General features: G+C 67.1%; 13 protein-coding genes. 8 read left to right on the forward strand and 5 right to left on the reverse strand.

The window, feature by feature from the left end; genetic code table 11:
- Positions 1 to 30: 30 nt before the first annotated feature.
- Positions 31 to 1032, forward strand: a complete 1002-nt coding sequence (locus ASE86_RS14080) for an adenosine kinase (protein WP_056428267.1) — start codon at positions 31 to 33, stop codon at positions 1030 to 1032.
- Between the two features lie 210 nt (positions 1033 to 1242).
- Here the strand turns inward: ASE86_RS14080 and ASE86_RS14085 are convergent, their stop codons facing one another.
- From ASE86_RS14085 to glpD, 3 genes are all read right to left on the reverse strand, one after another.
- Entirely contained in the window at positions 1243 to 2784 is a 1542-nt protein-coding gene (locus tag ASE86_RS14085; RefSeq protein ID WP_235524124.1) for an amino acid permease, read from the reverse strand.
- A gap of 111 nt (positions 2785 to 2895) precedes the next feature.
- The gene (locus tag ASE86_RS14090) at positions 2896 to 3273 is read right to left on the reverse strand and encodes a histidine triad nucleotide-binding protein (protein ID WP_056428272.1); all 378 of its coding nucleotides are present in this window, start codon (positions 3271 to 3273) and stop codon (positions 2896 to 2898) included.
- The gene (glpD, locus tag ASE86_RS14095; protein ID WP_056428274.1) at positions 3273 to 4736 is read right to left on the reverse strand and encodes a glycerol-3-phosphate dehydrogenase; all 1464 of its coding nucleotides are present in this window, start codon (positions 4734 to 4736) and stop codon (positions 3273 to 3275) included. The genes ASE86_RS14090 and glpD overlap by 1 nt, the downstream gene beginning before the upstream one ends.
- A gap of 159 nt (positions 4737 to 4895) precedes the next feature.
- Between glpD and ASE86_RS14100 the strand changes: the two genes are divergently transcribed.
- A complete protein-coding gene (locus ASE86_RS14100; protein ID WP_056428276.1) occupies positions 4896 to 7409 on the forward strand; it encodes a ribonuclease R family protein in 2514 nt (837 codons plus the stop codon).
- A gap of 12 nt (positions 7410 to 7421) precedes the next feature.
- The gene (locus ASE86_RS14105; RefSeq protein WP_056428279.1) at positions 7422 to 7718 is read left to right on the forward strand and encodes a hypothetical protein; all 297 of its coding nucleotides are present in this window, start codon (positions 7422 to 7424) and stop codon (positions 7716 to 7718) included.
- Between the two features lie 95 nt (positions 7719 to 7813).
- Here ASE86_RS14105 and rpoZ read toward each other — a convergent pair whose 3' ends face one another.
- A complete protein-coding gene (rpoZ, locus tag ASE86_RS14110; RefSeq protein ID WP_056428281.1) occupies positions 7814 to 8158 on the reverse strand; it encodes a DNA-directed RNA polymerase subunit omega in 345 nt (114 codons plus the stop codon).
- Between the two features lie 193 nt (positions 8159 to 8351).
- Here rpoZ and ASE86_RS14115 point away from each other — a divergent pair, with 193 nt between their 5' ends.
- The 3 genes from ASE86_RS14115 (at position 8352) to ASE86_RS16095 (ending at position 11010) form a co-directional block, all read left to right on the forward strand.
- Entirely contained in the window at positions 8352 to 9608 is a 1257-nt protein-coding gene (locus tag ASE86_RS14115; protein WP_082441943.1) for a phospholipase D-like domain-containing protein, read from the forward strand.
- Positions 9605 to 10471, forward strand: a complete 867-nt coding sequence (locus ASE86_RS14120) for an ROK family protein (RefSeq protein WP_056428284.1) — start codon at positions 9605 to 9607, stop codon at positions 10469 to 10471. Before ASE86_RS14115 ends, ASE86_RS14120 begins: the two co-directional genes overlap by 4 nt.
- Before the next feature lie 149 nt (positions 10472 to 10620).
- Positions 10621 to 11010, forward strand: a complete 390-nt coding sequence (locus ASE86_RS16095) for a hypothetical protein (RefSeq protein ID WP_156347192.1) — start codon at positions 10621 to 10623, stop codon at positions 11008 to 11010.
- A gap of 332 nt (positions 11011 to 11342) precedes the next feature.
- Here the strand turns inward: ASE86_RS16095 and fghA are convergent, their stop codons facing one another.
- Positions 11343 to 12197: an S-formylglutathione hydrolase gene (gene fghA / locus ASE86_RS14125; RefSeq protein ID WP_056429039.1), complete on the reverse strand. Its 855-nt coding sequence runs from the start codon at positions 12195 to 12197 to the stop codon at positions 11343 to 11345.
- A 38-nt stretch (positions 12198 to 12235) separates the two neighbouring features.
- On the opposite strand from fghA, the gene ASE86_RS14130 reads away from it, so the two are divergent.
- Positions 12236 to 13480 (forward strand): putative DNA modification/repair radical SAM protein, encoded by a 1245-nt coding sequence (locus ASE86_RS14130; RefSeq protein WP_056428287.1) that lies wholly within the window; start codon positions 12236 to 12238, stop codon positions 13478 to 13480.
- 63 nt (positions 13481 to 13543) lie between these two features.
- Positions 13544 to 14029, forward strand: a complete 486-nt coding sequence (locus tag ASE86_RS14135) for a hemerythrin domain-containing protein (protein WP_056428289.1) — start codon at positions 13544 to 13546, stop codon at positions 14027 to 14029.
- The last annotated feature ends 54 nt before the right edge of the window (positions 14030 to 14083 follow it).

Genomic DNA, 14083 nt, shown 5'->3' on the forward strand with positions numbered 1-14083 from the left:
GGCGCAGCATCTGTTTTCGGGAGACCCCATTTGACCACCGCCACCCATGACGTCGTTGCGATCGGCAACGCGATCGTCGACATCCTCGCCAAGGCCGACGACGCCTTCATCGACGCCCAGGGCATGACCAAGGGTTCGATGCAGCTGATCTTCTCGGCAGAGGAAGCCGACGCGCTCTATGCCAAGATGGGGCCGGGCAGCGAAGTGTCGGGCGGTTCGGCGGCGAACACCATCGCCGGCCTGGCCGCGATCGGGCACCCCTGCGGCTTCATCGGCCAGGTCGCCGACGATCAGCTGGGCCAGGTCTTCGCGCACGACATCCAGTCGCTCGGCGTCCACTTCGCGACGCCGCCCGCGCCCGCCGGCGGTGATCCGACCGCGCGCTGTTTCGTGTTCATCACGCCCGACGGCCAGCGCACGATGAACACCTTCCTGGGCGCCGCGCAGTATCTGCCCGAGGCGGCGGTCGATGCCGCCACCATCGAGGGTGGGGCGATCCTGTACCTTGAGGGCTATCTGTGGAACGCCGACCAGTCGCGCGATGCCATGAAGCGCGCGATCGGCATCGCCCGCGCCGCCGGTCGCCGCGTCGCGCTGACGCTCAGCGACACCTTCGTCGTCCACGGCCACCGCGACGCCTTTTTCGAACTGATCGACGCCGGCCAGATCGACCTGCTGTTCGCCAACGATGCCGAAGTCATGGCGATGATGCAGACCGACGATATCGCCGCCGCCGTCACCGGCCTGTCGGCGCGGGTCCCGACGCTAGTCTGCACCCACGGCGCGTCGGGAGCGGAAGCCCATTCGGGCGGCGAGCACGCGCGCGTTGCGGCCGAGCCGGTCGCGGCGGTGGTCGACACGACCGGGGCAGGCGACCTGTTCGCCGCCGGCTTCCTGGCGGGCCAGGCGCAGGGTCGCGACCTGGAGACCAGCCTGCGGATGGGCGCGATCTGCGCGGCCGAATGCATCAGCCACATCGGCCCGCGCCCGCTCGCCGACCTGAAGGCGCTGCTGGCCGAGAAGCTGGCCTGAAAAAATCCTTCCCGCATATGGGGAGGGGCACCATGCGCAGCATGGTGGAGGGGGCGGGCCGGGCGGTCTTAGTGTGCGGAGAGCCCCCTCCACCACGCCGCCGACGCGTCGCGGTCCCCCTCCCCGTGCCGGGGAGGATCATAAGAAAAGGGGCCGGGGAGATATGCTCTCCCCGGCCCCTTTTTTTGCCCGAACGGGGAGCGATCAGCCCTACGGCTGCTCGCCCACCGGCGCGACATATTCGCCCATGTCGGGCCTGTCGTCCTGCGGCTCGCCCTTCTGCAGGTTCGAATTGTGCATCCCGTAGAAGAAATACACGATCATGCCGACGCCCAGATAGATCACGAACAGCAGCAGCACGCTCGCCGGTACCGTCGTGATCAGATAGCCGCACGACAGGATGCCGAGGATCGGCGTGATCGGGTACAGCGGTACCTTGAACCCGCGCGGCAGCTCGGGCGCGGTGCGGCGCAGGTAGATCACCGACAGGCAGACGATGGCGAACGCCGCCAGCGTACCGACCGACGTCGCGTCGCCCAGCAGGTTGATGTCCAGGAAGCCCGCGCACACCGCCGTGATCACGCCGACCAGCAGCGTGTTGATGTACGGCGTCTTGAACTTCGGATGGACGTTGGCGAACACCCGCGGCAGCAGGCCGTCGCGCGCCATCGTGTAGAAGATGCGCGTCTGGCCGTACATCAGCACCAGCACGACGCTGGTCAGGCCGATGATCGCGCCGATCTTGATGATCTTGGCCAGCCAGCTCCACGTCGGGCCGAACGCATCGACGACGACCGCGACCGGATCGGGCACGTTGAGCGAGGTGTAGGGCACCAGCAGCGTCATGATGGCCGCGACCAGCATGTAGATGACGGTGCAGACGACCAGCGACCCGATGATGCCGAACGGCATGTCCTTCTTCGGGTCCTTGGCTTCCTGCCCGGCGGTCGAGACCGCTTCGAAGCCGATGTAGGCGAAGAACACGATCGAGGCGGCGCGCATGATGCCGTCGACGCCGTATTTGCCGTCACCCTGGTTGGCCGGAATGAACGGCGTCCAGTTGGTCGCGATCAGCTGCGGCAGCTTCGACAGCACGATCAGGCCGCCGACGACGATGAACGCGACCAGCACGCTGACCTTCACCGCGACGATGATGTTGTTGACCTTGGCCGATTCCGACACGCCGCGCACCAGCAGCAGCGCGAGCGCGATGCAGATCAGGAAGGCGGGCAGGTTGAAGATCGTCGTGACCGTCTGGCCGTCGATCAACACCGGCGCGCCGTCGCGCATCAGCGTGTAGCCGGCCGGGCCCGTCAACTGCGCGGGGATATGGATGCCGAAATCGGCGAGCAGGCTGACGACATAGCCGCTCCACCCGACCGCCACGACCGATGCCGCGATGCCGTATTCCAGCAGCAGCAGCACGCCCATCGTCCACGCGACGAACTCGCCGAGCGTGGTGTAGCCATAGGTGTAGGCCGATCCCGACACCGGCAGGGTCGACGACAGTTCGGCGTAGCACAGGCCGGCAAAGGCGCAGACGATGCCCGCGACGACGAAGCTCAGCAGCACGGCGGGGCCGGCGTGCAGCGCGGCGGCCGAGCCGGTGCGGACGAAGATGCCCGCGCCGATGATGCAGCCGACGCCCAGCAGCAGCAGGTTCCACTTGCCGAGCGTCCGCTTCAGCTCGCTCGTTTCGGTTTCGCGCTGGACCTGCGCGATCGACTTGCGTGCGAACATCCGTTCGAACACGCCCCTCCTAGGTGGCATGGTTGCCATCGAAATCCCCTCTAAGTCGAAAGATCAGCGACTTTTGCTCTGATGGCCGGGGAGCCTAGTCCGAAATCGGGAGCGGGCAAGCCCCTATCGCGCGAGCATCGGCCCGAGCGGGCGTCCTGAAAGGATATGGACGTGCAGGTGTGGCACTTCCTGCCCTGCATCGCGTCCGATGTTGGCGAGCAGCCGGTATCCGTCGCCGACCATCCCCGCATCGCGCGCGACGGCCCCGACCGCGCGGACGAACCCGGCGATCTCCGCGTCCGACGCGCGCGCGCTGAAGTCGTCCCACGAAACATAGGCCCCGCGCGGGATGACCAGGATATGGTGCGGCGCCACGGGCGCGATGTCGTGGAACGCGATCGCGAACTCGTCCTCGTACACCCGGGTCGACGGGATTTCCCCGCGCAGGATTTTCGCAAAGATGTTCTCGTCGTCGTAAGGCAGGGTCGCGTCGATCGGCATCAAGGGGTCTCCCGGAAATACGCCTCGACCGCAGCGACAGTGGCCGCGTCGGCGGTCAGGCGGAGTTTGCTGCGGCGGTCGAGTACGTCAGCGGCGTTCCGCGCCCATTCGCGGGTGCGCATCCAGCCGAGCTCGACCGCGGTCAGGCCGGCGCCGAATTCCGGCCCCATGTCGGCGATGGCGCGGACCTCGGCCAGCATTTCCCACAGCCGCGCGCCGTACGCGTGCGCCATCCGGGCGGAGCGCTGATCGCCCAGAAACGGGAAGCGGTGGCGGACGGCGGCGAGGAACGTGGCGAAATCGCCGGTATCGCCGCCGGGAAACGGGCGGTCGCGGGTGACACGGCGGGCGTCGATGCCCAGCGCCGGGGCGATCTTTGCCAGCGCATCCTCGGCCAGGTGGCGCGCGGTGGTGATCTTGCCGCCGAACACGCTCAGCAGCGGCGGGCCGGCGTCGTCGAGTTCGAGGATATAGTCGCGCGTCACCGCCTTCGCATCGCTGGCGCCGTCGTCATAGAGCGGGCGGACGCCTGACCAGCTATCGACGACGTCGGCCGGCGTGATGTGGCGGTCGAAATACGGGGTCACCGCCTCGCAGAGGTAGGCGATCTCCTCTGCGTCGATCCGCGCGTCCTCCGGCCGGTCGACCGGGATATCGGTCGTGCCGATCGCGGTGAAGTCGCGCAGCCAGGGAATCGCGAAGACGACGCGGCCATCGGCCTGTTGCAGGATATAGGCATGGTCGCCGTCGTAGAGGCGCGGCACGACAATGTGGCTGCCCTTGACCAGCCGGACGTGGGAGGTGGTGGCCACGCCGACCTTGGCGAACAGATCGCCGACCCACGGCCCCGCCGCGTTCACGACGGCGCGCGCGGTGACGGTCCGCCCGTCGGACAGCGTCGCGCGCCAGTGATCGTCCTTGCGCCGGGCCGCCAGCAGCGCGGTGCGCGTCGCGATCTCGGCTCCCGCCTCCGCCGCATCGATCGCATTGGCCAGCGTCAGCCGCGCATCGTCGACGAAGGCGTCGTAGTAGACGAACCCCTTGGCCGCGCCGGTCAGCGGGGCGCGGTACGCCGCGTCCTTCGCCCGCAGCCGCCGTGAGCGCGGAAGCGTCGTGCCCGCCGCCAGCGCGTCGTAGAGGTACAGCCCGGCACGCACGAGCCACCACGGCCGCAGCGCATTCTCGTGCGGCAGGACGAATGCCATCGGGTGGATCAGGTGCGGCGCGGCGCGGATCAGCCGTTCGCGTTCCTGCAAGGCCTCGCGCACCAGGCCGAATTCGCGATATTCGAGATAGCGCAGGCCACCGTGGATCAGCTTCGACGACGCGGACGAGGTGTGCTGCGCGAGATCGTCGCGCTCGACCAGCAGCACCGACAGCCCCGTCAGCGCCGCTTCGCGCGCGATCGCGCAGCCGTTGATCCCGCCGCCGACGATGAGGAGGTCGTACCTGTCGGTTGCCAAGCCCTCACCCCTCACACCGTTCGTGCTGAGCCTGTCGAAGCACCGTTCTTTGATCGGCAAGCGATACCCTCGGTGCACGAAGAACGGTGCTTCGACAAGCTCAGCACGAACGGCAAGGTTCGTCGTGACGTATCTTCTTCGACGCCCTATCTCCCCCCCATGGCGAAACCCAATTCCGGCCTTCCGAGCCGCCAGCAGATCCTCGATTTCATCGCAGACAGCGATACTCCGGCGGGCAAGCGCGAGATCGCGCGCGCGTTCGGCCTGCACGGACAGGACAAGATCGCGCTCAAGGCGCTGCTGAAGGACATGGCCGACGAAGGGCTGATCGATTCCGCCCCCGGCCGCGCGTTCCACAAGATGGGCGGGCTGCCCAAGGTGACCGTGCTGCGCGTCGTCGATGTCGATGACGGCGGCAATGTGTGGGCACAGCCCGAGCGCTGGGAGGCCGAAGGCGTGCCTGAGCCGCGCCTGCGCGTGCGCGAACACAAGCGCGGGGCGCTTGCGATCGGTGCCCGCATTCTCGCGCGGACCGAGGAGGCAGGGAACGGCTGGATCGCGCATCCGATGAAGGTCCTGCCCGCCGGCACGGCCGAGACGATCATGGGCGTGCTGCGCGAAGAGGGCGGCAAGCTGTTCCTGATGGGCCTCGACAAGAAGGACCGCCGCGACTGGCTGGTGTCCGACGCGGGCGGGGCGCAGGCCGGCGAGCTGGTCGTCGCGGAACGCGCCGGCCGCCCCCCGCGGCTGACCGCGCGCGTCGTCGAGCGGCTGGGGGAGGCGTTCGCGCCACGCAGCTTCTCGATGATCGCGATCGCCAAGCACGGCATCCCGCACACGTTCACCGACGAATTGCTCGACGAGGCGAAGCGGGTGGCGCAATTGAAGATCCTCCCCGGCACGGGGAGGGGGACCGCTCGCGAAGCGAGTGGTGGAGGGGGAGGGCCGCAAGCCGGATCGCCCGTGGAGCCCCTCCTCCACCAGCCTGCGGCTGGTTCCTCTCCCCGTGCCGGGGAGGATTTGCGAGAGGACCTGCGCCACCTGCCCATCGTCGCGATCGACCCCGTCGACGCGCGCGATCATGACGATGCGGTGTGGGCATCCCCGCGCGACGACGGCGGCTGGGACGCGATCGTCGCGATCGCCGACGTCAGCTTCTATGTCCGGCCGGGCTCGCTGCTCGACAAGGAAGCGCGGCAGCGGGGCAATTCGGTCTATTTCCCCGACCGCGTCGTGCCGATGCTGCCCGAAGTGCTGTCGGCGGACGTATGTTCGCTGAAGGAAGGCGTCGATCGCGCGGCGATGGCGTGCCACCTGAAGATCTCGGCGACCGGCAGACTCGAGAGCTGGCGGTTTGCCCGCGCGGTCGTGCGGCTGCGCGCGAACATCGCGTATGAGGATGCGCAGGCGATCATTGACGGCATCCTCCCCGGCACGGGGAGGGGGACCGCCGGCGAAGTCGGTGGTGGAGGGGGTGCGCCGCAAGGGACGTCCTCTGCGGAGCCCCCCCTCCACCAGCCTGCGGCTGGTCCCCAGTTTCAGGTCGAACATGCCCCGCATGTTCGAGGATCGTCCGGGGGACGATCCGACCTGAAACTCCATGCCGGTGAGGATCTGTTGCCTATCCTCCAGCCGCTCTGGGCTTGCTGGCATGCGCTGAGCGCCGCACGGACCGAGCGCGAGCCGCTCGACCTGGACCTGCCCGAGCGCCGCGTCGTCATCGACGAACAGGGCCGCATCCTGTCGGTCGCCCCGCGTGAGCGGCTGGACGCGCACAAGCTGATCGAGGATTACATGATCGCCGCCAACGTCGCCGCGGCAAAGGCGCTGGAGGCCAAGAAGCTTCCCGTCATGTACCGCGTCCACGAACCGCCCGCGCGCGAGAAGCTGGTCGCGCTGAAGGACTATCTGAAGACGCTGGGCGTCGAATTTGCGCTCGGCCAGGTCATCCGCCCGGCGACGTTCAACCGCCTGCTGGAGGTGATCGGCGACAGCGATGTCCGCCCGCAGGCGATGGAGCAGGTGCTGCGCACGCAGACGCAGGCCTATTACGGGCCGCAGAACGCCGGGCATTTCGGCCTGTCGCTCGGTTCCTACGCGCACTTCACCTCGCCGATCCGGCGGTATTCCGACGTGATGGTCCACCGCGCGCTGGTCACCGGCTATGGCCTTGGCGAAGGCGGCCTGACGCCTGAGGAGTCCGTCAATTTCGAACGCATCGGCGAAGGCATCAGCAAGCTCGAACGCCGCGCGATGGAGGCGGAGCGCGAGACGGTCGATCGCTATGTCGCGGCGTATCTCAGCCAGCACGTCGGCGAACTGATGCCCGTGCGCATCACCGGGGTGCAGAGCTTCGGCTTCTTCGCGACCGTCGACGGCATCGGCGGCGACGGGCTGGTTCCTGCGCGCGATCTCGGCACCGAATATTTCCGCTACGACGAAGCGGCGCAGCGGCTGGTCGGCGAACATTCGGGCACCGAATTCGCGATCGGCCAGCGGCTGGAGCTGCGGCTGGCGGAGGCCAATCCGGCCAACGGCGCGCTGCGGTTCGAATTGCCCGACGGCAAGGGCTGCGCCGGCGGCCAGCGCGACGACCGCCGCGGCAAGCCGCCCCGCGTCTTGAAGCGGCGCGGGCGGCCTGCCAACATCCGCCATCAGGGCAAGCGACGATAGGGGATCAGGGGCATGGCGACGACGGCAGCCGCAGTGGTGGCAAAGGCGCGACGCGACGTGATGTCGCATTTCCTGTCACGCGATGCGGTGTCGCCGGAAAAGGCGGTGCCCTACCAACCCGATCGCCGCATCCGGCGCCGGATGTTCGAACAGTTCCAGCGTGCGGGCGTGGTGAAGGCGGGGGAGAGCGGCTGGTATGTCGATGTGCCGGTCTGGGATGAGTATTCGCGCCGTCGCCGCCGGCGGGCCGGCGCGCTGATCGGCGGGTCGATCGCGATCGGCGCGGCGCTGGCGTTGATCTTCGCCTGAGATTTGCCTGCGCGTCAGCACCGGCTTGCCAAAACAAAAGGGCCGCCGGCGCTTCGCCCGCGGCCCTTTCGAGAATTCGCAGTTAGCCCGAAAGCTCAGCCGTCGTAGTCGCCACCGACGTTGGTGTTGCGCGGCGGCGCGGCGGCGGTCAGGCGCAGCGCTTCGGCCGAAGCGGCCAGCGAGCCGATTTCGTCCGGCGCTTCCTCGTCGTCGATCTGGACCTTCTGCAGGCCCGAGACGACCGATTCTTCCAGATGGTTCGGACGCACGGTCTGCTCGGCGATCTCGCGGAGGGCGACGACCGGGTTCTTGTCGCGATCGCGGTCGATGGTCAGTTCCGCCCCGCCCGAGATCTGGCGTGCGCGCTGGGCGGCCAGCAGCACCAGGTCGAAACGGTTCGGGATCTTGTCGACGCAATCTTCGACGGTAACGCGCGCCATCGGCGGTTCCTTGAGGCTAATACCGGGGTCCGGGGAAGCGCGGCAGATACGCAGGCGGGGGGGGCAAGTCAAGAAATTCGCGCATCCGCACCGGCCGCCCGGCGCCCGTGCGGTCGGTCGCGCCGGATCGCGCAACCTTTCGCGCGATCGTTCCTTTGTTCGGGGGACGGTGCTGCGAGGATCCTTACGCGAGATGACGGCGACAAGAGCGGCTGCAACTACCAATAGTCCGCCGCTGCCGGCGGCCGAGCCGGTGCGGGAAGATGTGCCGCTCGATCCACAGGCCGAACCAGCCGGTCAGCCCACGTTCGTGGTCGATGGCAACGGGTTGACCCTGCTCGACACCGGCCCCCGGCGACTGGACGCGCTGCTGGCGCTGATCGCGGGTGCGCAGCGGTCGCTGCGGCTCCTGTTCTATATCTACGTCGACGACCATGCCGGCCGGGCCATTCGCCAGGCGCTGATCGACGCGCGGCGCCGCGGCGTCGCGGTGTCGCTGACGATCGACGGCATGGGCAGCGAGCCTGCGGCCGCGCGCGATTTCTTCGCGCCGCTGGCGGCGGAGGGTGCCGATGTCTGCCGGTTCATTCCGCGCTGGGGCCGGCGCTACCTGCTGCGTAACCACCAGAAGCTGGCGATCGCGGATGAAGCGCTGGCCATCGTCGGTGGGTTCAACGTGCAGGACAGCTATTTCGGAACGCCCGCCGAACAGGCGTGGCGCGACCTGGGGTTGCTGGTCGAGGGCGCGTCGGTCGCGCGGCTGGCCGGCTATTATGATGCGCTGGCCGAGTGGATGCACACGCCCAGGCCCAAGATGCGCGCCCTGCGCAGGCTGCTGCGCCGGTGGAGCGAGCCGCATGGCAACGCGCGCTGGCTGTTCGGCGGGCCGACGCGGCGGCTGAGCCCGTGGGCAAAGGTCGTGCGCAACGACATGCGCCATGCCGCGCAGACCGACATCATCTCCGGCTATTTCGCGCCGAGCCCGGCGATGCTGCGACGCCTGGACAAGGTGGGCCTGCGCGGTTGCGTACGGCTGGTACTGCCGTCGAAGACCGATCATGGCGCGGCGATCTGGGCGTCGCACTTCACCTATGCCGGGCTGCTGAGGAAAGGCGTGCAGATCTTTGAATACCAGCCGACGAAGCTGCACACGAAGCTCTACGTCATCGACGACACCGTCCACATCGGCTCCGCCAATTTCGACATGCGCAGCCTGTTCCTGAACCTGGAACTGATGCTGCGCGTCCACGACCCGGCCTTTGCCGCGCATGTCCGCGCCTATGTTGATACCGAAATCGCCAACTCGACACGGATTACGGATGTGTCTTATCGGGCGCGCACGACGCCCTGGATGCGGGTCAAGCAGTTCGCCGCCTATTTCGTCATGGCGGTACTCGATCCCAGCCTGTCGCGCGGACTGAATTTCGGGAACGAGGGGACAATCGAGTGATCGCTGGACTGGAGTTGGGCGGCACGAAATGCGTCGCCTTGCTGGGCGAAGGGCCGAACCGGATCGTCGAGCGGGTCGGCGTGCCGACGACGACGCCAGAGGAAACGATCGGCGCGCTGGAAGCCGCGCTCGACGGCTGGGCGTTCGAGGCGCTAGGTATCGCCTCGTTCGGGCCGATCGACCTGACGCCGGACACCGCCGCCTACGGCTCGATCGCCGGCACGACCAAGCCGGGGTGGAGCGGCACCGCGCTCCATGCGCGCTTCGCCGCCCGCTACGGCAAGCCGACGCGGATCGAAACCGACGTCGTCGGCGCGGCGCTGGCCGAGGGGCAGTGGGGCGCGGCGCAGGGCATGTCCGATCACATCTACATCACGATCGGTACCGGCGTCGGCATCGGCGCGGTCGTCGGTGGCAAGCCCGCGGGCGGCGTCGCGCATGGCGAGGCCGGGCACATGCGTCTCAAGCGCGCGACCGGCGACGACTTCGCCGGCTGGTGCCACTTTCACGGCGATTGCGTCGAGGGGCTGGTCAGCGGCCCGGCGCTGGCGCTGCGCACCGGCATCAAGGGCGCCGACATCCCCGGCGACCACCCGGTGTGGGACCACGCCGCGCACGACATCGCGATGCTGCTCCACAATCTGGTCGTAACGCTGGCGCCGGAGCGGATTGCGCTGGGCGGCGGCATCCCGACCGCGCGGCCCGAACTGCTGCCCCTCATCCGCGTGAAACTGGCCGAGAGCCTGGCCGGCTACGGCATGTTCGGCCGCTATGCCTCCGAACTCGACACGCGGCTGGGCCCGCCGGGGCTGGGCGACATGGCCGGGCCGCTGGGGGCGATCGCCGTCGGGATGGCGGCGTAGTCAAGAAAGCGGGTTTGTTCGAAGAAAGCGCAACGGCGCGAGGTAGACCATGAACCTGTAGACGGCGCTTTCGGGCCGAACGGCAAATGGCCGATATTGGGTGGAAAGCGGACGTTGACCAAGGGTCCTGGACGCCGCATTTTTAAGCCGTGCAGATTTATCTCGGCCTTGCCGCTCTACTGCTCGCCGGATGCGAAAGAACGGAACTCATCGAGCTTCAATCGTCGGCGAACGTGCGCACGTCGGCTTCGGACGAGCAGCTATCCGACCGGATGACGAGCCTAGAAGGTCAACTGCGGACCCACGTTTCATCGGGACAGAACGGTGAGGGCTTCTACGCCAACTTTGATGTTGGTTCGTGCCACTATGCCGTGCAGCGCTTCCGAGATGCTCACCTTCAGGTCGATGCTTACTGGTATTCCGAGCGCACCCCAGCGCAATGTGCTAATGCTCCAGCCCTAAAGCGACTCAAAGCCGTCCTCGCTACGCAGCCGCCAATGTCCGGTTTTGGGCTAAAGCGGAATGACCGCTTTTTTTGAACTTGAGCTTCGCTATTGAACGACCGCCTGGCGCGATCACAAACGCTCGTTGGGTCGTTTGTTGGCGCAATGTTGGAAAACATCGCGTAGAGGTCCGACGACCAGCTCTTTCTCATCGCTGATTTGTCGCCGCCCACACCGGCGTCCCGCCGCTCATTCGGCGGGTTGCAAGGAAAAGATTTGCGGTCGGCATAATGTGACCTTCGTGTGACCTTAGCCACGCCGGTTCGTATCGAGCAGAACCGATCCGACCGCGTTCCGCTCGAAAAAGCCACTTCGCCCCCTGCGACCGGGTGATTGCTGGCGAGCCGCCTTTTGGACTCGGCTTGAAATCAAACCGTCGTCACGGTCTTCAACCGCTCGGCATGCCAGGCGACATGGTCGGCCATGAACGTCGAGATGAACGCATAGCTGTGGTCGTATCCCGGCTGCATCCGAAGCGTAAGCGGGATGCCCGCCCGCTCGCACGCCGCGGCCAGCAGTTCGGGCTTCAATTGCTCGGCCAGGAAGCTGTCGGCTTCGCCCTGATCGACGAGCAGTTCGTCGACCCTTGCGCCGTCGTCGATCAGCGCGCAGGCGTCATACGCGCGCCACGCGGCCTTGTCGGGCCCGAGGTAGCCGCCCAGCGCCTTCTCCCCCCATGGGCAATGGAGCGGGGAGACGATGGGGGCGAAGGCGGACACGCTCCGGAACCGGCCCTGGTTGCGCAGGGCGATCGTCAGCGCGCCGTGGCCGCCCATCGAATGGCCGAAGATCGACTGGCGCGTCAGGTCGGCTTGAGGGAATTCCGCCGCGATCAGCGCGGGCAGCTCGTCCTCGATATAGCGCTTCATCCGGAAATTGGCCGACCACGGCGCCTCGGTCGCATCGACGTAGAAGCCCGCGCCCTGGCCGAAGTCCCAGCCGGTATCGTCGGGTACGCCGCCACCCCGCGGCGATGTGTCCGGCGCGATCAGGATGACGCCGTTCTCCGCGCACGCCCGGCGATATTCGCCCTTGTCCATGACGTTGGCGTGGGTGCACGTCAGGCCCGACAGATACCAGAGCACTGGCAGCTTGGCGCCGTCCTCGTGCGGCGGCACGTACACCGCAAACGTCATATCCGTTCCCGTCGCGGCGGAGGCATGGCGATAGACGCTCTGGATGCCACCGAAGGCCTTGTTTTCGCTGATGGTTTCGATCGGCATCATGGACTCTCCGGCATTGAGAACGTATATCGAACGCGATGGCCCAGCTCGATGTCCGGGAAAAGCTCGAAATCCTCGCCGATGCGGCGAAGTACGATGCGTCCTGCGCGTCGTCGGGCACCTCTAAACGCACGTCGGTGGGTGGCAAGGGCATCGGCTCGACCGAAGGCAGCGGCATCTGCCACGCCTATGCGCCCGACGGCCGCTGCATCAGCCTGCTGAAGATCCTGCTGACCAATTCCTGCGTGTTCGATTGCCATTACTGCATCAACCGCAAGAGCTCGAACGTGCGACGCGCGCGCTTCACCGCGCAGGAAGTCGTCGCCCTCACGCTCAGCTTCTACAAGCGCAATTATATCGAGGGGCTGTTCCTCTCCTCGGGCATCATCAAGTCGTCCAACTACACGATGGAGCAGCTGGTCGAGGTCGCGCGGTCCCTGCGAGAAGACCACGACTTCCGTGGCTATATCCACCTAAAGACGATTCCCGACGCCGATCCCGAACTGGTCCATCTGGCCGGGCTCTACGCCGACCGCGTGTCGATCAACGTCGAGCTGCCGACCGTCGGTGGCCTCCAGCGCCTGGCGCCCGAAAAGGACATCGGCCGGATCGAAGGCGCAATGGCCGACACCAAGAGCGCGATCATCGACACCAGGGACGCGCGCAAGAAGTACAAGTCCGCGCCCAAATTCGCGCCCGCCGGCCAGTCGACGCAGATGATCGTCGGCGCCGACGCCGCGACCGACCGCGATATCGTCGGCAAGGCGGCGAGCCTGTACGACCGCTTCTCGCTGCGCCGCGTCTATTATTCGGCGTTCAGCCCGATCCCCGAGGCGTCGTCGGTCCTGCCGCTCAAGCGTCCGCCGCTGATGCGCGAGCATCGCCTCTACCAGTCCGACTGGCTGATGCGCTTCTACGACTATACGCCGACCGAAGTGCAGGCCGCGGTCGATCCGGCGACGGGCATGTTGCCGCTCGACATCGATCCCAAGCTCGCCTGGGCGCTGAAGTTTCGCGATCGCTTTCCGGTGGACGTAAACCGTGCGCCCAAAGAGATGCTGTTGCGCGTGCCGGGGCTGGGGACGAAGGCGGTCGGATCGATCCTGTCGGCGCGGCGCTGGCGGCGGCTGCGGCTGGACGACGTCGCGCGGCTGACCGTGTCGATCGCCAAGATTCGCCCCTTCATCGTCGCCGAGGACTGGCGCCCGACGCTGATCGATGGCCGCGCCGACCTGCGTCCGATTGTCGCACCGAAGCGTGAACAGATGGAGCTGTTCGCCTGAGAATGACTCGCGGATGAAACATGGCCGTGCCTCGCCGGTTGGCGGGGGCGAAGGAGACACATCATGGCCGAAGCGCAGATCTACCTCGACCTGAAAGCCGACCACGACAAGCACCGCGCGATGCTGAAGGAATTGGGCGAGCTGAGCGGCGACGCCGGCAAGCGCAAGAAACTGTTCGAGAACTTCCGCATCGAGATCGCCGCCCATGCCGCAGCCGAAGAGGAATCGCTGTACGCGACGATGCTCGGCAACCCCGAGCTGCGCGACGACGCGCGCCATTCGGTCAGCGAACACAAGGAAGTCGACGACCTGATCGGCGAGATGGTCGACCTCGATTTCGGCGGCGACGAATGGGAAGCCAAGTTCCACCAGATGCGCCACCGCTACCTCCATCACATCGAGGAGGAAGAGGAGGAGATGTTCCCGGCCGCGTCCAAGGAGCTCGACACGGCGACCGAGGAACAGCTCGCCGATACGTTCGAGGAGCGCAAGCCCGAGGAGCTGAAGCTGGCGAAGAAACAGCCGGCCGGGAGCGACGAGCGGGAGTGAGGAAAATCCTCCCCGGCACGGGGAGGGGGACCGCGCCCGCAGGGCGTGGTGGAG

The sequence above is a fragment of the Sphingomonas sp. Leaf33 genome (genome assembly GCF_001421785.1).
Taxonomy (GTDB): Bacteria; Pseudomonadota; Alphaproteobacteria; order Sphingomonadales; family Sphingomonadaceae; genus Sphingomonas.